The sequence below is a fragment of the Kribbella sp. NPDC051770 genome (assembly GCF_040681455.1).
Lineage (GTDB): Bacteria > Actinomycetota > Actinomycetes > Propionibacteriales > Kribbellaceae > Kribbella.
The window spans coordinates 1068089-1089543 of sequence record NZ_JBFAYT010000001.1 but is presented as its reverse complement, the minus strand read 5'-3'; the positions used below and the strand labels follow the sequence as shown (position 1 = coordinate 1089543).

Below are 21455 nucleotides of genomic sequence, written 5' to 3'. Positions count from 1 at the left end.
GGAGGCCCGCCACGCTCGTCCTGATCAGCACACGCAAGGGCGCCTCCGGGAATCTTCTGGAGGCCAAGGGTGACCACAAGCTCGTTGCGAGACCTGCTCGACCAGCGCATCGCGGTGCTGGACGGTGCGTGGGGCACGATGCTGCAGGGCGCGAAGCTGACGCCGGAGGACTACCAGGGCGACCGCTTCGGTGACCACACCCATGACGTGACCGGTGACCCGGACCTGCTGAACATCATGCGGCCGGACGTCATCCTCGACGTGCACCGGCAGTACCTGAACGCCGGCGCCGACATCACCACCACCAACACCTTCACCGCGACCAGCATCGGTCAGGCCGACTACGGCCTGGAGCACCTGGTCCGCGAGATGAACCTGGAAGGCGCCCGGCTGGCCCGCCAGGCCGCCGACGAGTTCGGTGGCCGGTTCGTGGCCGGCTCGATCGGCCCGCTGAACGTCACGCTGTCGCTGTCCCCGCGGGTCGAGGACCCGTCGTACCGGGCGGTGACGTTCGAGCAGGTCAAGGCGGCGTACGCCGAGCAGATCGCCGCGCTCCGCGACGGCGGCGTCGACCTGCTGCTGATCGAGACCATCTTCGACACCCTGAACTGCAAGGCCGCGATCGCCGCCGCCCAGGAGGTCGCCCCTGAGCTGCCGCTGTGGATCTCGGTGACGATCGTCGACCTGTCCGGCCGCACGCTGTCCGGCCAGACCGTCGAGGCGTTCTGGAGCTCGATCGAGCACGCCAAGCCGCTGGTCGTCGGCGTGAACTGCTCGCTCGGCGCGCACGAGATGCGCCCGCACGTGGCCGACCTGGCCCGGTTCGCCGACACCTACGTCGCATCCCACCCGAACGCCGGCCTGCCGAACGCCTTCGGCGGGTACGACGAGACGCCGGACCAGACCGCCGGGATGCTCGAGGAGTTCGCGCAGTCCGGCCTGGTCAACCTGGTCGGCGGCTGCTGCGGTACGACGCCCGCGCACATCGCCGCGATCGCCGAGTCGGTCCGCGGGGTGACGCCGCGCGAGGTGGCCGCGCCGTACGACCGGACCCGGTTCAGCGGCCTGGAGCCGTTCTCGATCGGCCAGGACACCGGCTTCGTGATGATCGGCGAGCGCACCAACGTGACCGGCTCGGCGAAGTTCCGCCGGCTGATCGAGGGTGACAACCACCAGGCCGCGGTCGACGTGGCGCTGGAGCAGGTCCGCGGTGGCGCGAACCTGCTGGACGTGAACATGGACGCCGACCTGCTGGACAGCGAGCAGGCGATGACCACGTTCCTGAACCTGATCGCGACCGAGCCCGAGGTGGCCCGGATCCCGATCATGATCGACAGCTCGAAGTGGTCGGTGCTCGAGGCCGGCCTGAAGTGCGTGCAGGGCAAGGGCGTGGTCAACTCGATCAGCCTCAAGGAGGGCGAGGAGGAGTTCCTCGACCGGGCCCGCCGGATCATGAGCTACGGCGCCGGCGCGGTCGTGATGGCCTTCGACGAGCAGGGCCAGGCCGACACCGTCGAGCGCAAGGTCGAGATCTGCGCCCGCGCGTACGACCTGCTGACCGGGATCGGCTTCCCGGCCGAGGACATCATCTTCGACCCGAACGTGCTGGCCGTCGCGACCGGGATGTCCGAGCACAACGGCTACGCCAAGAACTTCATCGAGGCGCTGCCGCAGATCAAGGAGCGCTGTCCGGGCGTCCACATCAGCGGCGGCATCTCGAACCTGTCGTTCTCGTTCCGCGGCAACGACGTCGTCCGCGAGGCGATGCACTCGTCGTTCCTGTACCACGCCGGCAAGGTCGGCCTGGACATGGGCATCGTGAACGCCGGCCAGCTGGCGGTCTACGAGGACATCCCGAAGGACCTGCTGGAGCTGGTCGAGGACGTCATCTTCGACCGCCGCGACGACGCCACCGACCGGCTGGTCGCGTTCGCCGAGAACGTGAAGGGCCAGGGCACCAAGCGCGAGGTCGACCTGAGCTGGCGCGAGGGCACCGTCCAGGAGCGGCTGTCGCACGCGCTCGTGCACGGCATCGTCGACTTCGTCGAGGAGGACACCGAGGAGGCCCGGCAGCAGTACCCGCGGCCGCTGCAGGTGATCGAGGGCCCGCTGATGGACGGGATGAGCATCGTCGGCGACCTGTTCGGCTCCGGCAAGATGTTCCTGCCGCAGGTGGTGAAGAGCGCCCGGGTGATGAAGCGCTCGGTCGCCTACCTGGAGCCGTTCATGGAGGCCGAGAAGGAGCAGGCCCGGCTGGAGGGCCGCGAGGAGGCGTTCCGCGGGCAGGGCAAGGTCGTGATGGCCACGGTCAAGGGCGACGTGCACGACATCGGCAAGAACATCGTCGGCGTGGTGCTCGGCTGCAACAACTACGAGGTGATCGACCTCGGCGTGATGGTGCCGGCCGCGAAGATCCTGGACACCGCGATCGCTGAGGGGGCCGACGCGATCGGCCTGTCCGGGCTGATCACGCCGTCGCTGGACGAGATGGTCTCGGTCGCCGCGGAGATGCAGCGCCGCGGGCTGAAGCTGCCGCTGCTGGTCGGTGGCGCGACGACGTCCAAGCAGCACACGGCGGTGCGGATCGCCCCGGCGTACGACCAGACCACGGTGCACGTGCTGGACGCCTCCCGGGTGGTCGGCGTGATGTCGGACCTGCTCGACGAGGACCGCGCGGCAGCGCTGGCCGTCAGCAACCGTGAGGACCAGGACCGGCTCCGCGAGCAGCACGCGAACAAGCAGCGCGCACCGTTGCTGACCGTCGAGCAGGCCCGGGCCAACGCCGAACCGGTCGAGTACGGCGAACTGCCGGTGCCCGCGTTCACCGGGCTGCGGCGCGAGACGCCCAGCCTGGAGACGCTGCGCGAGATGATCGACTGGCAGTTCCTGTTCCTGGCCTGGGAGCTGAAGGGCAAGTACCCGGCGATCCTGGACAACCCGGTCGCCAAGGAGCTGTTCGACGACGCGAACACGCTGCTCGACCAGATCATCGCCGACGGATCGTTCACCGCCGAGGGCGCGTACGGGTTCTGGCCGGCGCACAGCGAGGGCGACGACATCGTGCTCGACGACCGCGGGCTGTCGTTCCCGATGCTGCGCCAGCAGACCGAGAAGCCGGCCGGCCGGCACAACCGCTGCCTGGCCGACTACATCGCGCCGTCCGGCGACCACCTCGGTGGGTTCGGGGTCGCGATCCACGGCGCCGAGGAGCTGGCGGCGGCGTACGAGGCCAAGAACGACGACTACCGGGCGATCATGGTGAAGGCGCTGGCCGACCGGCTGGCCGAGGCGTTCGCCGAGTGGATCCACCTGGAGGCCCGCAAGGCGTGGTTCGAGCCGGACGTCGTCCCGGTGCTGGAGGACCTGCACGCCGAGCGGTTCCGCGGCATCCGGCCCGCGCTGGGCTACCCGGCGAGCCCGGACCACAGCGAGAAGAAGGAGCTCTTCGAGCTGATCGAGGCCGAGAAGATCGGCCTCGGCCTGACCGAGTCGTACGCGATGACCCCGGCCGCGGCCGTCTCCGGCCTGATCTTCGCCAGCGAGTCCGCGCGGTACTTCAGCGTCGGGCGGCTCGGCCGCGACCAGGTCGAGGACTACGCCAAGCGCCGCGGCCTGGAGCTCGACGAGATGGAGCGCTGGCTGCGCCCGAACCTGGCGTACGACCCGCAGTAGGTGGCACGGTGGGGCGCATGCACGTGCGCCCCGCCACCACCGAAGACACCGAGGCCGTCGCCGCCATCTGGTTCACCGGCTGGCACGACGGCCACGACGGGAACGTCCCCGAGGAACTGAGCGCCGTCCGCACCAAGGACACCTTCTGGACCCGCGCCGCCGAGAGAACCTCTGAGACAACAGTCGCCACCGTAGAACAAGTAGTGGCCGGGTTTGTGATCGTCTCCGGCGACGAGGTCGAGCAGGTCTACGTCTCCTCGGAGCACCGCGGATCAGGTGTTGCTGGTCTCCTACTTGCCGAAGCAGAACGTCAAGTAGCGCAGGCCGGACACCCCCACGCCTGGCTGGCCGTTGCTACCGGCAACGGTCGGGCCCGGCGGTTCTACGAGCGCTCCGGCTGGACCGACGACGGCGCCTTCGAGTACCAGGCCGCGGTCGACGGCGGCACGCTCCCCGTGCCCTGCCACCGGTACGTGAAGACCGTCAGCGCACCTGCAGCCGGCGAGTAGCCGGTACGACGAGCAGCAGCGCCGCGCACACCAGCCCGAGCCCCGTGGCGAAGACCATCAGAGGGACCGCGCCGGTCACCCCGGCGATCGGCCCGGCGAGCGTGCGCCCGAGCGCCATCGTGACGAGCGACCCGGCGACGTCGTACGCGTAGACGCGGTTCAGCAGGTCGGGCGGCACCTGCGTCTGCACGGTGGTCGACCACAGCACCGACCAGAACGCGATCCCCGCACCGGCGATCGACCAGCCGATCATCAGCACCACAAGCGTCGGCTCGAGCGCGGGGATCAGCGGGTAGATCGCGAAGAGCGCCCACCCGATCGAACCGACCGCGAGTGGGCGCCGCGGCCGGAAGCGGATCGCGACCGTCCCGCCGATCGCGCCGCCGGCGCCGAACGCCGCCAGGCCGAGGCCGAGCGCGGTCGAGCTCAGGTGGCCGATCACCAGCTCGGCGCCGATCGGCAGCGACGTACCGACGACGAAGCAGCCGTACAGGCCGAAGATCGCGATCACCGACCACAGCCAGGTGCGTTCCCGGAACGCCTGCCAGCCCGCGGCCAGCTCGCCGAGGAACGAGGAGGCCATCGCCAGCGGCGCGGTGTCGAGCTTCAGCGCGAGCAGGCACGCACCGCTCACGGCGTACGTCGCGGCATAGATCGCGAAGACGACCGCGGGGCCGGACACGCTCACCAGTACGCCGGCCAGCGCCGGCCCGAGCACACCGGCCATCGACTCCGCGATCCGGAGCGTCCCGTTCGCCCGCTGCACGTCGTCGGCGACCTGCGGCACCATGCTCGCGACACCCGGCTGGAACATCGCGGTCGCCGCGCCGCTGAGGAACTGCAGCACCACGATCAGCAGCAGCGACGGCGTACCGACCGCGAACAGCACCGCCGTCAACGCCTGCAGCCCGAACCGCGCGAAGTCGGCGAGCACCATCATCCGCCGCGGCGTGAACCGGTCGGCGAGCACACCACCGAACAGCATGCACAACGCCACCGCCGCCAGCCACGCCCCGAGCGCGTACCCGACGCCGGTCGCGCCGTACCCGGCGTCCAGCACCCCGACCGACAGCGCCACCGGGATCATCGCGTCCCCGAGCAACGAGGTGGTCCGCGCCGCGAAGTACAGCCGGAAGTTGGAACCCCGCGTCATCAGCCACCCTTAAGAAGACTCCTGTCAAAACTGAAATCTAAACCACTGTCGTGCGGCCGGTGCCGGTGTCTCGATGACTGGATGACCGCTGAGGGGTTAGCTTGCATTGGTCAGCAATCTTTTTGTGGGGAGACATCATGTTCAAGCGTTCTTGGCGCAGGCCGTTGCTGGTCGCCGGGGCGGCCGTGGCGATCGCCTCGGTCGCCGGTGGGGTCGCCTACTCGGCGGGTGTTGCCGCGCAGCAGCCTGCGATTCAGACGTCGACGCCGCGGACCGAGCGGCAGGTCACCAACATCGACGTACTGCGGCAGCAGTTGCGCAACTACTACGGCGACCCGCTCGGCAGTGGGGAGTTCGCGGCGGACAGCAACTACGCGAAGGAGGCGCGCGGGGTCGCCGCCGACGGGAAGCGGTGGATCTCGACGCGGCACCACACGCGGGGGACGAAGGCGATCCTGCTCGACGTCGACGACACCGCGCTGGCCACCTGGAACTACGAGATCGCCAGCAACTGGGCGTTCAACCCGACCACCAACGGGCAGTTCGTCACCGAGCAGAAGTTCCCGGCCGTGCCGGGCATGGTCGATCTGGTGAAGACCGCCGAGCGTGAGGGGTACGCCGTCTTCTTCCTCACCGGTCGCGGTGCGGCGCAGGAGCAGGCGACGCTCGGCAACCTGACCGCGGACGGTGTCGGGATCGACGCGGGCTACCCGAAGCCGACCGGCCTGAAGAACGGTGAGGACGGGCTGTTCACCAAGCCGGCCGTCACCGACTACCCGGCGTACCTGAAGAAGGCCTGTGCCGCCGACCCGAACGGGTCCTGCACGACGATCCACTACAAGTCGGCGACCCGCGCGCACATCGAGTCGCTCGGCTACGACATCGTCGCGAACTTCGGCGACCAGTTCAGCGACCTCAAGGGCGGCTACGCCGACCGGACCTTCAAGCTCCCGAACCCGAACTACTACTTGCCCTAGGCACCAGCCCGAACAGCAGGCCGTCCAGAGCGAACCGCAGCGCGGGCTCGAACTCGATCCGCAACGCGGTCAGCTCTGGCGCGGCCTCGTACGCCGCGAGCACCGCGGCCGACGGCCGTGAGTGCGTCCAGTACGCTCCGGCCAGCAACGCCGCCGACGCGATGAAGCGCGCCGCGGCCTCCTCGCCCAGCTCCGGTACGGCGGACAGCGCCGCCGCGACCATCCGCCGGTAGTCCGCCGACGCCGCGCGCTTGTACTGCAGCGCGATCTCCGTCGAGATGTTGTGCTCCAGCACGGCGGCCTGCGCGCTGGTCAGCTCCAGCAGCATCGGCCGCGCGGTCAGCGTCGCCACCAGCGTGCTCACCAGCTGCTCGCCGCGCTGCTCGATCGGCGCGGCCGGGGCGACCTTCGTGAGCTCGGTCTCGAGCGCGTCCAGCCAGGCGGCGGTCTCGACGTTCATCAGCTCGAGCAGCACGGCCTCGCGCGACTCGAAGTAGTTCAGCACGTTCGACTTCGCCAGGCCGACGCGGCGGCTCAGCTCGTTCAGGGTCAGCTGGGCGACCGGCTGCTCGGCCAGCATCTCCGTCGCCGTCCGCAGGATCACCCGTCGCCGTTCGGCCCGCTGCTCCTCGCTGCGCGCCCGCTGGAAGGTCATGCCGCCAGTCTACAGACCGCCGGTCTCTTGTCATCAGACCAACGGTCTGTTAGCGTCGACGACAACAGACCGGCAGTCTTTTAAAGGAGCGATCATGTACGACGTCCCGAACCAGAGCGGCAAGTACGCCGTCGTCACCGGCGCCAACAGCGGTACCGGCAAGGAGACCGCGCGGCGGCTGGCCGCGGCCGGCGCCCGCGTGGTGATGGCCGTGCGCACGGTCGCGAAGGGCGAAGCGGCCCGGGCCGAGATCCTCGAGCGGCACCCCGGCGTACAGCTGGAGGTGCGCCGGATCGACCTGGCCGACCTCGCGTCGGTGCGGGAGTTCGCCGACGGTCTGCTCGCGGACGGCGTACCGCTGGATCTCCTGGTCAACAACGCGGGCGTGATGACGCCGCCGGAGCGGCACAGCACGGCCGACGGTTTCGAGCTGCAGTTCGGCAGCAACTTCGTCGGGCCGTTCGCGCTGACGCTGCGGCTGCTGCCGTTGCTGCTGCAGGCGCCCGCGCCGCGGGTCGCGACGATGAGCAGCGGCGTGGCCAACTGGGGCCGGATCGACTTCGACGACCTGCAGTGGGAGCGCCGCCGGTACAGCCCGGCCCGCGCGTACTCCCAGTCGAAGCTGGCCGACCTGATGATGGGCCGGCGGCTCGCGACGATCGCCGCCGAGCGCGGCTGGCCGCTGCTCAGCACGATCGCGCACCCGGGCTTCACCCGGACGAACCTGCAGACCGCGGGCGCGACCCTCGGCCGCGAACGGCCCGCGCTGGCGAACCGCATCCTGTTCCGCTGGAACCCGCTGCCCTCGCAGGGAGTCGAGCAGGGTGCCGAGCCGTTGCTCGTCGCCGCGACCGATCCCACCGCGCAGCCCGGTTCGTACTACGGGCCGTCGGGGTTGTTCGGCCTGGTTGGCCCGGCCGACATCGCGAAGACGCCGCGGACCGCGCTCGACGACGAGGTCTCGTTGCGCTTGTGGGCCAAGGCCGAGGAACTGACGGGCTTGTCCCTTCCCGCGATCGCGGCTTGAGTTCTAGCCTTTCCGAATGGAGCGATGGGCCAGTGGTGAGCAGTACGAGCCGTACGTCGGACGCTGGAGCCGGCTGGTCGCGACGGAGTTCGTCGCCTGGCTCGACCAGCCGCCCGGCCTGCGCTGGCTCGACGTCGGCTGCGGAACCGGGGCGCTCACCGGCACCGTCGTACGGGATGCCGAACCGGCCTCGGTGCTCGGGATCGACCGCTCGGAAGGGTTTCTGGAGTACGCGCGCCGGACGGTCCCCGAGGCGACCTTCGAGGTCCGGGCCGCCGAGGACCTGACCGACGGGTCGTTCGACGTGGTCGTCTCCGGGCTGGTGCTGAACTTCGTGCCGGACCGGGAGGCCTTGCTGCGCAGGCTGCACGGGGTCGGCGGCGTCGTCGCGGCGTACGTGTGGGACTACGCCGAGGGCATGCAGCTGATGACGCACTTCTGGGAGGTCGCGGGCGAGGTCGATCCCGCGTGGCGCGACCTGAACGAGGCGACCCGGTTCCCGTTCTGCCGGCCGGACGCGCTGGAGGAGATGTTCACCGGGGCCGGTTTCGCCGACGTGGCGAGCCGGGGGATCACGGTGCCGACGGTGTTCACGTCGTTCGAGGACTACTGGACGCCGTTCCTCGGCGGGCAGGGTGCGGCGCCGGCGTACCTGAGCACGGTCGACGACGGGACCCGCGAGGAGATCCGGATCGCCTTGCAGGAGAGGCTTCCGGTCGAGCCCGACGGGTCGATCCGGCTGACCGCGCGGGCTTGGGCCGTGCGGGGAATCAGCTCCTAGGCCAATCCGGGTGCAGGCGGCCGAAGAGCAGGTCGTCGGTCCATTCACCCTTCCACCAGCTCGCCGCGCGGCGCAGTCCTTCGCGCTCGAAGCCGAGCCGTTCCAGCAGTCGCGCCGACGCGTCGTTGCGGGCGTCGCACTCGGCCGAGACCCGGTGCAGGTTCTTCTCGGTGAACAACCGGTCGAGCAGCGCGCCGACCGCCTCGGCGGCGTACCCCTGACCCTGGTACGCCGGCGCCAGGGTGAACCCGAGCTCGGCCTGCTGCAGGTTGTCGGCCAGGTGCAGCCCGATGTCGCCGATCAGTACGCCGTCCAGGTCGATCGCGTACTGGAACCAGCCCGGCGCGTCGGGATCGCCCTCGGCGTACGAGCGCACGGTCTCGACCGCCTGCTCCAGCGAGAACGGCGCGTCCCACGACTGGTAGCGCGCCACCTCCGGCACCGACCGGTACGCCGACAACGCCGCGGCGTCGTCCTCGGTGAATCTGCGCAGCACCAACCGCTCCGTCGCCAGGATCATCCGCCGATGATGTCAAAATCCGCGGCCCGGTCTCGACCCCTGGGTGACAGCGCCTGACGATCGGAGCCCGCCGCATGAGGTATCTGGTGATCCTGCACGCCGCCGACCAGCCCTGCCCACCGGACCACGCGGCGTTCCGGCGCGCGGCCCAGGACGCGGGCGAACTGGTCGACGGCCAGACGCTCGCCGACCCGTCGCTCGGCATCGCGCTCGGGACGCCGGGGCCGCCGATCCATGCCTACTACCTGCTCGACGTCGACTCCGCGGCCCGCGCCGTGGAGCTCGCCGCGTTGCTGCCCGAGGCGACGCAGGACGGCGCGGGCGTCGACGTCCGGCCGGTGATGTTCTCGGCGGCTAGCGACTACTGACCTTGAACCACAGGTTGTTCGCCTGCGGTACGGCGCTGTGGTGGATGCGCTCGAGCTGCACCTGGTCGCCGCGGTGGAGGGGAGTGCCGCCGCCGAGCAGGACCGGTACGACGATCGTCAGGATCTCGTCGAGCCGGCCCGCCTCGAGGCACTGCCGCGCGATGTCGGCGCCCATGACGTTCACGTACTTGTCCCCGGCGGCGGCCTCGGCGCGGTCGAGCCCGGTGAGCACGTCGGGGACGAAGAACAGGTCGTCGGTGTCGGCGCCGGGGTGGTGCGTGACGACGTACTGCGGTCCCTCCCAGCCGCCGCCGAACGCCTGGCCGGCGCCCTCGTCGTCCTTGTGCGGATCGTCGCCGCCGTACGTCGTGGCGCCGACCAGGAGGGCGCCGATGTCGCCGAGCAGCTCACCGACCAGCGGGTTCGGGCCGAGGTGGCCGGTGAGCCACGACATGTCGCCGCCGGGGCCGGCGATGAAGCCGTCGAGCGACATCGAGACGGAGTACAGGGTCTTGGCCATCAGGATTCCTTCCGGGTTGTCTGCTGTTGAGACGGGACAACCCGGAAGAAATCATCGGCTCAGACGGCGTTCGGTCCCACGTCGGACGGGTTGAGCGGGCGGTTGAGCGGCGCCGCGGTGCTGTACTCGTCGGCGCCGACGTCGGCCCGGCCGGACCGCGGGTGGCCGTCGAGGTCGCGGGTCACCGTCGGGTACGACCGGCTGGCGGCGTTGATCGCCGGGCTGCCCGCGGTCAGCCGCCGTACGCCGGAGGTGGTGAGCTTCGGGTCGACCCGCCGGAAGCCGTTCGCCGGGATGTTGCCGTTAGCCGCCGCACCCCAGAGCAGGTTGCCCGACCAGGTGATGCCCTGCTGGTACGGCATCGCGACCAGCTCGCCGGAGTCGCCGACCAGCAGGTTGTCGGAGATCGTGCAGCCCAGCGGCGGGAGCGTGCGCTGGCTCTCGCCGACGATCGCGGAACCGGAGGAGAGCACGGTGTTCAGTGCGATCGTCACCCGGTCCGGGGCGTCGTTGCCGCGCCGGCTCTCCGGCGAGTCGGTGGCCAGGTGGTCGCGGACCGAGCCGCTGCCGAGCACGATCCCGGCGCCGGCCACCCGCTCGACGTAGTTGTTGACGATCAGGTGGTCGTTGCCGTAGATCCGGATCCCGTTGCTGCCGGCAAGGATGAAGTTGCCCTCGACCCGGGACCGGTTGCCGTGCCGCAGCACGATGCCGCCGAGGCTGTTCCGGATCGTGTTGTCCCGGATCGTGTTCCCGCTCGACTTCACCGAGATCGCCTCCGGATCGCCGTTGGCCCGCTCGAACAGGTTCTGCTCGACCAGGGCACCGGCGTCGGCCAGCGAGCGGCCGCTGAGGCCGAGCCGGATCGGCTCGCCGCCGTTGTCACCGGTGAAGGTGTGGTCGGAGAAGTAGTTCCGGAGGATGTGCAGGCCCTTGGCCATGCCGTCGCCGCCGGGTCCCTCGACGCCGACGAAGACACCGAGGGTGGCCTTGCCATGGAAGTGGTTCCGGTCGAGCTTGGTGTGGTCGGCCTTGACGAGGAGCCAGTTGAGGCCGTCGGAGTCGGTGAGCTGGACGTCGTTGCGAGTGAGCCTCAGGTGGTGACAGCTCAGCGGCAGCTCGATGGTCGACCGCTGTTTGAGGACGAAGCCGTTGACGGTCACGTAGGAGGAGTCGGCGAAGGTGAATCCGCGCTGGCCGGTCAGGATCGCGCGGCCGCGGTGCTCGGCGGCGATGGTGATCGGGGCGCTCGCGGTGCCACGGCGGCCGTTGACGGCGAGCGGGCGGTCGGCCGGTACGTCGTACGTGCCGTCGGCCAGGGTGATGGTCGCGCCCGGGCCGGCCGAGGCGATCTGGCTGCGGAGCTCGTCGAGGGTGCGGGCGCGGGTCGCGCGGGCCCGGGTGGTGGTGGCGCTGCGGGCAGGTGCGGCCGTCAGGCCGGTGACAGCGAGGGCGGCTGTCGAGGTGAGAAAAGTACGGCGGTGCATGGGCGGTCCTCCGTGGGTCGGTCGGGGCGGTCCCGTCGCCACCTCTCGGCGGGACGGGTGGCGTCAGTCTGGAGGTCCGCCCGACGCCTGGCAAGCGTTTACCGAAGGAACGGGAATCGGTTTCTGTGCACCGGAACGATCACGTCCGGTAGTTCCGCCGGGCAGAAGGTTCTGGCCGCCCGTCAGGTGCGATAACCTCGCCGACAATCGGGGTTTTCGGATCCTTCGGCGCGGGCGAGGTGACAGCGAGTGGTGGTGGACGGCAGCGGCCGCTCGTTCCTGCCCGACGTCGACACCAGTCGCCCGAACGCGGCCCGGGTCTACGACCTGCTGCTCGGCGGCAAGAACAGCTTCGAGGTCGACCGGCAGCTATACGCCGAGCTGCTGAAGGTCGCCCCCGAGATCCCGAACCTGGTCCGCGAGAACCGGCGCTGGCAGGCCCGGATGATCGAGACCATGGTCAAGGAGGGCGGCGTCGACCAGTTCCTCGACCTGGGTTGCGGCCTGCCCACCGCCGACAACACCCACGAGATCGTCCAGCGGCTGAACCCGCGGGCCACCGTCGTGTACGTCGACAACGACCCGACCGTCGTCACCCACGGGCTCGCGCTGCTGGCCGACGAACGCACCGTCCACTTCGTCGACGCGGACCTGACCGATCCCGCCGCGGTGCTGGGTGACCCGGTGGTCGCGAAGGTCCTCGACCTGAATCGGCCGGTCGGCGTACTCCAGGGTCTGGTCCTGCACCACATCCCCGGCCAGGACCGCGCGCGGCAGGCGGTCCAGGGGTACCTGTCGGAGATGGCGCCGGGGTCGCACCTGGCGCTCACGCATCCCATCAACCCGCGCGACGGCGGCCGCTTGGCGGAGTTCTCCGCCGCGGTCGAGGAAGCGTTGCGCCCGGCGGTCCAGCCGATCGCCTTCCGTACGCCGGCCGAGGTCGCCGAGCTGGTCGAAGGCCTGGAGCTCCTGCCTCCCGGGCTGACGACGCTCGCCGACTCCTGCCCGACGGGCGACCAGAGCGCGAAGCCCACCGGCGTAACCCGCCTGGTGATGGCGGTACTAGCCCGAAAGTAGTCGCCCAGCCTTTGTAATGGCCGGCCACAGCAAGTAGTCGCCCCTCCAGGCGCACGTCACCCATCCCCCCTCCGCCACCCCAGTCGCGGCTTTCCTTCCTGCGCTCTTTCTCGTGCGCCACCAGTGACGAGCCGTTGACGAACCGCATCAGCGCCTGCAAGCTTTGGCTACCTACGGCGCAAGAAGTTAGCAATGACGCGCAAGTTACGTAGCTCAGACTGCAGTTCCCCGCCCAGACCTGAGGACGTCCATGAAACGGAGCCACCCCCGCAGGCGGCTGATCAGCGGCCTGCTCTCCGCAGCCCTGATCCTCGCCGGTGCCACACCGGCCATCGCCTCCGCGAGCACCACGACCGCGACCACCCCGTCCGCCCCGACCGCAGCCGCCGCCCCCGCGGCTGCGCTCCCGCGCACCCTGTCCGCGAGCAGCCAGCTGGGGGAGTACCCCGCCACCAACACCGGTGACGGCAACCAGAACTCCTACTGGGAGAGCACCAACAACCAGTTCCCGCAGTGGCTGCGCGCCGACCTCGGCGCCACCAAGAGCGTCGACCGCGTCGTGCTGAAGCTCCCGGCGTCGTGGGGCGCCCGGACCCAGACCCTCGCGGTCCAGGGCAGCACCAACGGCACGGCGTACAGCGACATCGTCACCAGCACCGGCTACGCCTTCACGCCGGCCAACGCGAACACCGTGACGATCACCTTCCCGGCGACCAGCGTCCGGTACGTCCGGCTGAACATCACCGCGAACACCGGCTGGCCCGCCGGGCAGCTCTCCGAGTTCGAGGTGCACGGCCCCGACACCGGCGGCGACACCCAGGCGCCGACCGCGCCCGGCAACCTGGCGCTGACCGAGCCGTCGTCCGGCCAGATCCGGCTCGCCTGGTCCGCCGCGACCGACAACGTCGGTGTCACCGGCTACGTCGTCTACCGCAACAACAACACCGCCGTCACCACGGTCGCCGGCAACGTCCTCACCTACACCGACAACCAGCCCGCCTCGGCGACCGTCGAGTACTACGTCCGCGCGAAGGATGCCGCAGGCAACGAGTCCGGGGACAGCAACCGGGTCCGCCGGGCCGGCCAGGGCGGCGGCGCGAACCTCGCCACCGGCAAGCCGATCGAGGCGTCGTCGACGATCCACACCTTCGTCGCCGCGAACGCCAACGACAACAACGTGGCGACGTACTGGGAGTCCAACGGCTTCCCGGCCACGCTGACGGTCAAGCTCGGCTCGAACGCCGACGTCAGCTCGGTCGTCGTCAAGCTGAACCCCGACCAGGCCTGGGGCGCCCGCACCCAGAACTTCGAGGTGCTCGGCCGCGAGCAGAACGCGACCGCCTTCACCTCGCTGTCCGGCCGCGCCAACCACGCCTTCGATCCGTCGGCGCAGAACACCGTCGAGATCCCGGTCAGCGGCCGGGTCGCCGACCTGCGGCTGCAGTTCTTCAGCAACACCGGAGCCCCCGGCGGCCAGGTCGCCGAGCTCCAGGTGATCGGTACGGCGGCGCCGAACCCGGACCTGGTCGTCAGCGGCCTGACCTGGACCCCGGCCTCGCCGAGCGAGACCTCGCCGATCACGCTGTCCGGCACCGTCCAGAACATCGGCTCGGCCGCGGCCCCCGCGACCACGGTCAACTTCACCCTCGGCGGCACGGTCGTCGGCAGCGCCCCGGTCGGCGCGCTCGCCGCCGGTGCCTCGACCACGGTCACCTTCAACGCCGGCACCCGCGCCCAGGGCTCGTACGCCGTCGGCGCGGTCGTCGACCCGACCAACACCGTCGTCGAGCAGAACAACGACAACAACGCGTTCACCGCGCCGACGCAACTGGTGATTGCGCAGGCGCCCGGCCCGGACCTCCAGGTCACCGGGATCACCACCAACCCGGCCAACCCGGCGATCGGCCAGGCGGTCAGCTTCACCGTCGCCGTCAACAACCGGGGGACCTCGGCCTCGGCGGCTTCGGTGACCCGCGTGGTCGTCGGCGGTACGACGCTCAACGGGACCACGGCGGCGGTCGCGGCCGGTGCCACGAGCAACGTCGCGATCAGCGGCACCTGGACGGCGACCAACGGCGGCGCCACCATCACAGCCACCGCTGACGCGACCGGAGTCGTTGCCGAGACCAACGAGACGAACAACGTGTTCGCCCGGGCGATCGTGGTCGGCCGCGGCGCCGCCGTACCGTACACGTCGTACGAGGCGGAGGCGGCGAACTACACCGGTCAGCTGCTCGTCGCCGATCCGCTGCGCACCTTCGGCCACACCAACTTCGCCACCGAGTCCTCGGGGCGCAGCTCGGTGCGGCTGAACAGCCAGGGCCAGTTCGTCGAGTTCACCTCGACCAACCAGTCGAACTCGATCGTGGTCCGCAACTCGATCCCCGACTCGGCCAACGGACAGGGGCTGGAGGCAACGATCAGCCTGTACGTGAACGGCACCTTCAGCCGCAAGCTGACGCTGTCGTCGCGGCACAGCTGGCTGTACGGTTCGACCGACCAGCCCGAGGGGCTCACCAACACGCCGGGTGGCGACGCGCGCCGCCTGTTCGACGAGTCGAGCGCGCTGCTCGGGACGTCGTACCCGGCCGGGACGAAGTTCAAGCTGCAGCGCGACGCCGGCGACAGCGCGTCGTTCTACATCATCGACACGATCGACCTCGAGCAGGTCGCTCCCGCTCTGAGCCAGCCGGCCGGGTGCACGTCGATCACGCAGTACGGCGCCGTACCGAACGACGGCATCGACGACGCCGACGCGATCCAGCGCGCGGTCACCGACGACCAGAACGGCGTGATCAGCTGCGTCTGGATCCCGGCCGGGCAGTGGCGGCAGGAGAAGAAGATCCTCACCGACGACCCGCTGAACCGCGGTCAGTACAACCAGGTCGGGATCAGCAACACCACGATCCGCGGCGCGGGCATGTGGTACTCGCAGCTGTACTCGACGACCGAGCCGCAGAACGCCGGTGGGATCAACCACCCGCACGAAGGGAACTTCGGGTTCGACATCGACAAGAACACCCAGATCTCGGACCTCGCGATCTTCGGGTCGGGCCGGATCCGGGGCGGTGACGGCAACGCCGAGGGCGGCGTCGGCCTGAACGGCCGGTTCGGCGTCGGCACCAAGATCACCAACGTCTGGATCGAGCACGCCAACGTCGGCGTCTGGGTCGGCCGCGACTACGACAACATCCAGGAGCTGTGGGGTCCGGCCGACGGCCTGGAGTTCAGCGGGATGCGGATCCGCAACACCTACGCCGACGGCATCAACTTCAGCAACGGCACCCGGAACTCGAAGGTGTTCAACTCGTCGTTCCGCACCACCGGCGACGACGCGCTCGCGGTCTGGGCCAACAAGTACGTCAAGGACCAGTCGGTCGACATCGGTCACACCAACTCGTTCACCAACAACACCGTCCAGCTGCCCTGGCGCGCCAACGGCATCGCGATCTACGGCGGCTACGACAACAAGATCGAGAACAACCTGATCTACGACACGATGAACTACCCCGGCATCATGCTGGCCACCGACCACGACCCGCTGCCGTTCTCCGGTCAGACCCTGATCGCCAACAACGGCCTGTACCGCTGCGGCGGCGTGTTCTGGAACGAGGACCAGGAGTTCGGCGCGATCACCCTGTTCCCGCAGAACCTCCCGATCCCGGGGGTGACCATCCGCGACACCGAGATCCTCGACTCGACCTACGACGGCATCCAGTTCAAGACCGGCGGCGGCCTGATGCCGAACGTCGCGATCACCAACGTCCGCATCGACAAGTCCAACAACGGCTCCGGCATCCTCGCCATGGGCGGCGCCCGCGGCAACGCAACGCTGACCGGGGTCACCATCACCAACTCCAGAGACGGCAACGTCCTGGTCGAACCCGGCTCACAGTTCACCATCGCCGGTCAGTAGTCCCCACCTGAGAACCGGGCCCGGCGCCACAGCGCCGGGCCCGGTTTGCCGTTCGCGGGTGATCCGGCCAGTCTCTTCCGGTGAACCAGAAGATCCTCGACCAACTGACTCAGCAGAAGGTCGACCGCGTCGATCGCCTGACCGTGCTCGAGTCGCCGGTCCTCGCGCCGCAGGAGGTCGCTCTCGACCGCTTCACCTTGCTGACCGGGATGCACGGCGTCGGCAAGTCGTACCTGCTCAGAGTGCTGAACGAGATCCTGCCGAACTGGAACATGCCGCCGACCGGGCCGCCGTTCCTGCGTGGGGTCGTCGAGCACGAAGGCACGGTCCGGGGGGTCTACCGGACGTCCTTCGTCGACCCTTCCGGGCCGGGCTCCGAGTGGCTGTCCGACTTCTCGCAAGTCGCGCCGGAGACCGATCTGATCCCGAGCCGCTATCTGGATCCGGCCTCGGCGTTCTCGGAGTACGGGATGCTGTTCCAGGAGCTTCCGTTACGGCCGTACCACGAGCGGCACATTCGTCCGGGTGGAGAGCTGAAACCCACCGAACTGCCCGTCCTCCGGGCGATCCTCGGTCGCCGGTACGAGTTCTTCCGGTGGCGGGAGCTGGTGGACCTGGAGATGCCGGTACCGGTCTTCGAAGCCGGCGTCGACGGCCGCACGATCAGCAACGCGACGATGAGCAGCGGCGAGCTCTGGGTGCACTGGATCCTCTGGGCGTTCCGGGTGACGCCGGCTCCGGCGGTGATGCTGGTCGACGAGCCCGAGGCGTTCCTCTCGCCGCCGGGACAGGCCGCGCTCTACCACGAGCTCGCGCGGCTGACACTGGCCAACGGGCTGCAGACGATCATCGCCACGCACTCCACGACGATGATCCGGGAGGCCCCGCCGGCCTCGATCCGGCTGCTCGTCCCGGGGACGGACGGCGCGCGCGTGCTCACCCCGGACTCACCCACCGACGCGCTGCGGCTGCTCGGGCACGAGGTCGGGATCTCCGCGGTGATCCTGGTCGAGGACGTTGTGGCGGCGACCGTCGTCCGGGCGGTGCTCGGGACGTTCGCGCCGGAACTCGCGGTGCGGGCCGAGGTGATCGTCGCTGAGGGGGAGAGCAAGGCGCGCAAGCTGGGCCGCGCCTTTCAGGCCTCGGAGCGGTTGCGCGCGTGCGTCGTACTGGACGGCGACCAGCGACACGCCGAGCGGAAGGGTGATGCCGGGATGCCGCTGGTCTTCCTGCCCGGCCAGGCACCCGAGCCGGAGCTTCTCGCCCCGGTGCTGGCCGATCCGGAGCTGCTGGCGAACCGTTCCGGACGCACCGGTACGGCGGTGCGGATCGCGCTGGAAGCCTGCCGGCTCGAGGATCACCACCGGTGGTTCTCGGTACTGGCGAGGACGTTGCTGATCGACGAGCCGGTGCTGGTGGATCACGTGGTCAGCATCTGGTGCCGGAGCGAGGCTGCCGGCGTACTGGTTGGTGAGATCCGTACGGCGCTTCGGTTCTGAGCGTCAGTTGCTGCGGGTGTCGAGCTCCTTGACGATCTCCTCGGCGACGTTGCGGAGTTTGATGTTGTTGTCCTGCGACAGCCGGGTGAGGAAGGCGAAGGCGCGTTCGTCGTTGAGCTGGTAGCGCTCCATGACGATGCCCACCGCCTGGCCGATCGTGCCGCGGGTGTGGATCGCCTGCTGCAGGTCGTCGATCTCCTGCGCATACGCGATCGCGGTCGCGGCCTGGTGAGCGAACAGCTGGCTGAGCGACTCGAAGTCCTCGAAGGCGCCGACCGTCGACGAGTACAGGTTCAGCGCGCCCTTGGACTTCGGGGCGTCGTACAGGCGCAGGCCGGCCTGCGCGCGGATCCCGGTCGGTACGGCGACACCGGCGTACCGCGGGAAGCGCGCGTCGTTGGCGAGATCGGGGGAGATCACGTGCGCCTCGTCGACCGCCGCGTAGTAGCACGGGCCCTCGCGAAGCTCGTACTGCGCGGCGTCGAGCGGGAGCAGCACGCGATCCGTCGGGGCCGCAGTGGTGAGCTTCCCGTCGTGCTGCAGCACCGTGATACTCGCGTACTCGACCATGGGCAGAACTTCGACCGCCGCGGTCGTGATCTGACGCAGCGTGTGGTCGAGGTCGCCGGGAGTCAGTGCCCGGGACAGCAACCTCGCGGTCTCGAGCAGGCGCGAGTCAGTCATTCCCCTGCGGTACCCCGCGACCGGCGGACTCAACCAGCGCGCGGTGAGCGTGGGGAGCGTCAGCGGCTCGCAGGGGACCCTGCGGTGTGTTCGCTCTGGCGGAAAGCTGACCGGTAAGCGTGCGGGGTGGTGCCGACGACGCGTTTGAAGCGTTCGCGGAAGGCGGTGGGGGAGCTGAAGCCGACGCGGCCGGCGATTCGGTCGACTGGGTGGCTGGTCGCTTCGAGCAACGACTGGGCGCGGCGGATCCTCGCCCGTAGCAACCACTGCAGCGGGGTGGTTCCGGTCTGCTCGCGGAAGCGGCGGTTCAGGGTGCGGGTGCTCATACCGGCCTGGTCCGCGATCTCCTCCAGGCTGAGGTCGTGCGAGCAGCGCTCGTCCATCCAGCGCAGCAGCGGTTCGAGCTCTGACCCGCGGGGTGCCGGCGGTTGGTCGTGAACGATGAACTGCGCCTGACCGCCTTCGCGCTCCAGCGGCATCACGGCCGTCCGGGCCGCGTCGGCGGCGACGGCCGAGCCGTGGTCCCGGCGGATGACGTGCAGGCAGAGATCCAGGCCCGCGGCCGCGCCCGCCGAGGTGAGGAACTGGCCGTTGTCGACGTACAGGACGTTCGGGTCGACCTCGATCTGCGGGTGGCGTTCGGCCAGGAGGTCGGCGGCGAACCAGTGGGTCGTCGCGCGCTCGCCGTCGAGCAGTCCGGTCGCCGCGAGGATGAAGGCGCCAACGCAGATCGACGCGATCCTGGCGCCCTGGTCAGCGGCGTCGTGCAGCGCGTCGATGACCTCCTGCGGCACCGGCCGGTCGAGGTCCCGGCATCCCGGGAGCACGATCGTGTCCGCAGCGGCGAGCGCCTCCAGCCCGTACGGCGGCTGCAGCGTGAACGCGCCGGCGTCCACCGAGCGCGTCACCCCGCAGACGCGGACGTCGTACGCCGCCCGCCCGTCGGGCAGCCGCGCCCACGTGAACGCCTCGATCGGCGTCGCCAGATCGAACGGGATCACGTCGTCGAGGGCCAGAATCGCCACGGTGTGCATGGCTGGATCGTAAGTCCCCGACTGAATCCGGCCAAGCGCAATTCTGGCGATTGGACGCTGGCGAGAATCCGTTGGATCCTGGCATTCCAGCCAGTTCCCGAATGATCCACCACTGACTACCGTCACCGCGTGACCAAGCTCCTGCTCTCGCTCCACGTCATCGCCGCGATCCTCGCCGTCGGCCCGGTCGCCGTCGCCGCCAGCCGCTTCCCTGGCGCACTCCGCCGGCTCGAACCGGAGCGCGACCTGAGCGAGCTCCGCCTGCTGCACAAGATCTGCCGCGTCTACGCCGTCGTCGGAATCGCCGTCCCCGTGTTCGGCCTGGCCACTGCCTCCAGCCTCGGCGTCCTCGGCGACCCCTGGCTGATCATCTCGATGACCCTCACCGCCGCGGCGGCCGCCGTACTGATCCTGCTGGTCCTCCCGGGTCAGGAGCGAGCGCTCACAACACCTACACCACCTGGCCGCTTGGCCGCGCACGTCGGCGTTTTCAACCTGCTCTGGGCCACCGTCACGATCCTGATGATCACCCGCCCCGGCTCCACGACGGGAGTCTGAGATGCGCGCCCTCCGCATCGCCGCGACCATCGAGATCGCCTCCCTGGCGATCCTCCTCGGCAACCTCTTCACCGTGCACTGGCCGCCGGTCGCCTCCCTGCTTGGCCCGATCCACGGCTGCTGCTACCTGGCGGTCGTCGCCCTCACCGCCCGCACGCCCGGCGCCACCACGCGCACCAAGCTCCTCGCGCTGATTCCTGCCATCGGCGGGCTGCTCGTCCTCCGCCGGCAAGCTGTTGCCCAGAGCAACTAGGAACCGGAGAGCTGCACATCCGTCGCGGTCGCAGTGACGAGCAGCGACTGACCCTGAACGTCGGCCGCCGTCACCCGCGCGCCGAACGGCAGGTCCGGGATTCGCACCCCGCGCGCAAGCAGCGCCGTGATCACCGTGCGAATCCGCGCCGGCACGCTCTCGGGCAGGTTCTCGACGACCAGACCGATCCGCCCGTTGCTCACCTCTGGGCGCACGGTCGCCGTCGCGTCGAAGCCGCGGACGGTCAGCTTCGCCTGCAGCTTGTCGTCGACGGCCGACAGGATCAGGCCCTCGATTCCGCTCGCCGCCGCGGTCAGCTTGGTGAGCGCCGCCGGCGACATCTTCAGGTGTACGTCGGCCCGGCTGACCGTCACCGTCGCGCTCGTGTCGCCGGTCAGCAGCTCGCGGGGGATCTGGATCCCCTGCATCACCATCGTGAGCTCCTCGGCCGACACCTTGGAGACGCTCGGCTGGTCCATCGTCACGGTGATCTCGGAGAACTCGCCCTTCGCCAACTGCGGCAGGAACCCGAAGCCACCGATCTCCGCGGTCGTCTTCGCCGCGGTCACGTCGTACTGGGCGGCCTCGTTGACCGCCTCGGTGGCCAGCCGCTTCTCGGCCACCGACTCCGCGACCCGGTCGCCGACCACCAGGATGATCAGCACGATCACCAGGAAGATCAGGAACCCACGGCCCCGGCGGCGCGGCTTCGGACGGTCTTCACGAGTACTCACGGGCGCGAGCCTAGCGACCTCCGGCGCCACC

The 21455-nt window shown here is 69.8% G+C and carries 19 protein-coding genes; 11 read left to right on the top strand and 8 right to left on the bottom strand.

Going from position 1 to position 21455, the window contains the following annotated elements; genetic code table 11:
• The first annotated feature begins 69 nt into the window (after positions 1–69).
• Together metH and AB0M01_RS05245 are read left to right on the top strand one after the other, a co-directional pair.
• On the top strand, positions 70–3672 hold the full coding sequence (gene metH, locus AB0M01_RS05250; protein ID WP_363665634.1) for a methionine synthase: 3603 nt from the start codon (positions 70–72) through the stop codon (positions 3670–3672).
• Positions 3673–3689: 17 nt separating this feature from the next.
• Positions 3690–4181 carry a GNAT family N-acetyltransferase gene (locus AB0M01_RS05245; RefSeq protein ID WP_363665632.1) on the top strand — a complete coding sequence of 164 codons (492 nt, stop codon included), beginning with the start codon at positions 3690–3692 and terminating at the stop codon, positions 4179–4181.
• On the opposite strand, the gene AB0M01_RS05240 is transcribed toward AB0M01_RS05245, so the two are convergent.
• Positions 4156–5334, bottom strand: a complete 1179-nt coding sequence (locus AB0M01_RS05240) for an MFS transporter (RefSeq protein ID WP_363665630.1) — start codon at positions 5332–5334, stop codon at positions 4156–4158. The genes AB0M01_RS05245 and AB0M01_RS05240 overlap by 26 nt on opposite strands.
• A gap of 137 nt (positions 5335–5471) precedes the next feature.
• On the opposite strand from AB0M01_RS05240, the gene AB0M01_RS05235 reads away from it, so the two are divergent.
• The gene (locus tag AB0M01_RS05235; RefSeq protein ID WP_363665628.1) at positions 5472–6311 is read left to right on the top strand and encodes an HAD family acid phosphatase; all 840 of its coding nucleotides are present in this window, start codon (positions 5472–5474) and stop codon (positions 6309–6311) included.
• On the opposite strand, the gene AB0M01_RS05230 is transcribed toward AB0M01_RS05235, so the two are convergent.
• A complete protein-coding gene (locus AB0M01_RS05230) occupies positions 6277–6966 on the bottom strand; it encodes a TetR family transcriptional regulator (RefSeq protein ID WP_363665626.1) in 690 nt (229 codons plus the stop codon). The genes AB0M01_RS05235 and AB0M01_RS05230 overlap by 35 nt on opposite strands.
• A 94-nt stretch (positions 6967–7060) precedes the next feature.
• On the opposite strand from AB0M01_RS05230, the gene AB0M01_RS05225 reads away from it, so the two are divergent.
• Together AB0M01_RS05225 and AB0M01_RS05220 are read left to right on the top strand one after the other, a co-directional pair.
• Entirely contained in the window at positions 7061–7993 is a 933-nt protein-coding gene (locus tag AB0M01_RS05225) for an SDR family oxidoreductase (protein WP_363665624.1), read from the top strand.
• 16 nt (positions 7994–8009) lie between these two features.
• Positions 8010–8774 carry a methyltransferase domain-containing protein gene (locus tag AB0M01_RS05220; protein WP_363665622.1) on the top strand — a complete coding sequence of 255 codons (765 nt, stop codon included), beginning with the start codon at positions 8010–8012 and terminating at the stop codon, positions 8772–8774.
• On the opposite strand, the gene AB0M01_RS05215 is transcribed toward AB0M01_RS05220, so the two are convergent.
• Complete coding sequence (locus tag AB0M01_RS05215) at positions 8764–9294, bottom strand: GNAT family protein (protein WP_363665620.1); 531 nt, start codon at positions 9292–9294, stop codon at positions 8764–8766. The two genes, AB0M01_RS05220 and AB0M01_RS05215, sit on opposite strands and share 11 nt — an antisense overlap.
• A 74-nt stretch (positions 9295–9368) precedes the next feature.
• Between AB0M01_RS05215 and AB0M01_RS05210 the strand changes: the two genes are divergently transcribed.
• Positions 9369–9662 (top strand): hypothetical protein, encoded by a 294-nt coding sequence (locus AB0M01_RS05210; RefSeq protein WP_363665618.1) that lies wholly within the window; start codon positions 9369–9371, stop codon positions 9660–9662.
• Here AB0M01_RS05210 and AB0M01_RS05205 read toward each other — a convergent pair.
• Entirely contained in the window at positions 9649–10182 is a 534-nt protein-coding gene (locus AB0M01_RS05205; protein WP_363665616.1) for a dihydrofolate reductase family protein, read from the bottom strand. The genes AB0M01_RS05210 and AB0M01_RS05205 overlap by 14 nt on opposite strands.
• Positions 10183–10241: 59 nt before the next feature.
• On the bottom strand, positions 10242–11669 hold the full coding sequence (locus AB0M01_RS05200; RefSeq protein ID WP_363665614.1) for a polysaccharide lyase 6 family protein: 1428 nt from the start codon (positions 11667–11669) through the stop codon (positions 10242–10244).
• A gap of 249 nt (positions 11670–11918) precedes the next feature.
• Here AB0M01_RS05200 and AB0M01_RS05195 point away from each other — a divergent pair, with 249 nt between their 5' ends.
• The 3 genes from AB0M01_RS05195 to AB0M01_RS05185 all read left to right on the top strand — a co-directional run bounded on the left by AB0M01_RS05195 (position 11919) and on the right by AB0M01_RS05185 (position 18161).
• Positions 11919–12746, top strand: coding sequence for an SAM-dependent methyltransferase (locus AB0M01_RS05195; RefSeq protein WP_363665612.1), 828 nt, complete (start codon positions 11919–11921; stop codon positions 12744–12746).
• A 250-nt stretch (positions 12747–12996) separates the two neighbouring features.
• On the top strand, positions 12997–16662 hold the full coding sequence (locus AB0M01_RS05190; protein ID WP_363665610.1) for a CARDB domain-containing protein: 3666 nt from the start codon (positions 12997–12999) through the stop codon (positions 16660–16662).
• Positions 16663–16742: 80 nt separating this feature from the next.
• Positions 16743–18161 carry an AAA family ATPase gene (locus AB0M01_RS05185; RefSeq protein WP_363665608.1) on the top strand — a complete coding sequence of 473 codons (1419 nt, stop codon included), beginning with the start codon at positions 16743–16745 and terminating at the stop codon, positions 18159–18161.
• A gap of 3 nt (positions 18162–18164) precedes the next feature.
• Here the strand turns inward: AB0M01_RS05185 and AB0M01_RS05180 are convergent, their stop codons facing one another.
• On the bottom strand, positions 18165–18845 hold the full coding sequence (locus AB0M01_RS05180) for a GAF and ANTAR domain-containing protein (RefSeq protein ID WP_363665606.1): 681 nt from the start codon (positions 18843–18845) through the stop codon (positions 18165–18167).
• Positions 18846–18904: 59 nt separating this feature from the next.
• Positions 18905–19879 carry a helix-turn-helix domain-containing protein gene (locus AB0M01_RS05175; RefSeq protein ID WP_363665604.1) on the bottom strand — a complete coding sequence of 325 codons (975 nt, stop codon included), beginning with the start codon at positions 19877–19879 and terminating at the stop codon, positions 18905–18907.
• Between the two features lie 129 nt (positions 19880–20008).
• Here AB0M01_RS05175 and AB0M01_RS05170 point away from each other — a divergent pair, with 129 nt between their 5' ends.
• Positions 20009–20437: a hypothetical protein gene (locus AB0M01_RS05170; RefSeq protein ID WP_363665602.1), complete on the top strand. Its 429-nt coding sequence runs from the start codon at positions 20009–20011 to the stop codon at positions 20435–20437.
• Position 20438: 1 nt separating this feature from the next.
• The gene (locus AB0M01_RS05165; RefSeq protein WP_363665600.1) at positions 20439–20690 is read left to right on the top strand and encodes a DUF3817 domain-containing protein; all 252 of its coding nucleotides are present in this window, start codon (positions 20439–20441) and stop codon (positions 20688–20690) included.
• Here the strand turns inward: AB0M01_RS05165 and AB0M01_RS05160 are convergent.
• Complete coding sequence (locus tag AB0M01_RS05160) at positions 20687–21424, bottom strand: DUF2993 domain-containing protein (RefSeq protein WP_363665598.1); 738 nt, start codon at positions 21422–21424, stop codon at positions 20687–20689. The genes AB0M01_RS05165 and AB0M01_RS05160 overlap by 4 nt on opposite strands.
• Between the last annotated feature and the right edge of the window lie 31 nt (positions 21425–21455).

Coding starts and splice junctions, on each gene's coding strand:
- AB0M01_RS05245 (WP_363665632.1), top strand. CDS start 3,690: ATGCACGTGCGCCCCGCCACCACCGAAGACACCGAGGCCGTCGCCGCC.
- AB0M01_RS05240 (WP_363665630.1), bottom strand. CDS start 5,334: ATGACGCGGGGTTCCAACTTCCGGCTGTACTTCGCGGCGCGGACCACC.
- AB0M01_RS05235 (WP_363665628.1), top strand. CDS start 5,472: ATGTTCAAGCGTTCTTGGCGCAGGCCGTTGCTGGTCGCCGGGGCGGCC.
- AB0M01_RS05230 (WP_363665626.1), bottom strand. CDS start 6,966: ATGACCTTCCAGCGGGCGCGCAGCGAGGAGCAGCGGGCCGAACGGCGA.
- AB0M01_RS05225 (WP_363665624.1), top strand. CDS start 7,061: ATGTACGACGTCCCGAACCAGAGCGGCAAGTACGCCGTCGTCACCGGC.
- AB0M01_RS05220 (WP_363665622.1), top strand. CDS start 8,010: ATGGAGCGATGGGCCAGTGGTGAGCAGTACGAGCCGTACGTCGGACGC.
- AB0M01_RS05215 (WP_363665620.1), bottom strand. CDS start 9,294: ATGATCCTGGCGACGGAGCGGTTGGTGCTGCGCAGATTCACCGAGGAC.
- AB0M01_RS05210 (WP_363665618.1), top strand. CDS start 9,369: ATGAGGTATCTGGTGATCCTGCACGCCGCCGACCAGCCCTGCCCACCG.
- AB0M01_RS05205 (WP_363665616.1), bottom strand. CDS start 10,182: ATGGCCAAGACCCTGTACTCCGTCTCGATGTCGCTCGACGGCTTCATC.
- AB0M01_RS05200 (WP_363665614.1), bottom strand. CDS start 11,669: ATGCACCGCCGTACTTTTCTCACCTCGACAGCCGCCCTCGCTGTCACC.
- AB0M01_RS05190 (WP_363665610.1), top strand. CDS start 12,997: ATGAAACGGAGCCACCCCCGCAGGCGGCTGATCAGCGGCCTGCTCTCC.
- AB0M01_RS05180 (WP_363665606.1), bottom strand. CDS start 18,845: ATGACTGACTCGCGCCTGCTCGAGACCGCGAGGTTGCTGTCCCGGGCA.
- AB0M01_RS05175 (WP_363665604.1), bottom strand. CDS start 19,879: ATGCACACCGTGGCGATTCTGGCCCTCGACGACGTGATCCCGTTCGAT.
- AB0M01_RS05165 (WP_363665600.1), top strand. CDS start 20,439: ATGCGCGCCCTCCGCATCGCCGCGACCATCGAGATCGCCTCCCTGGCG.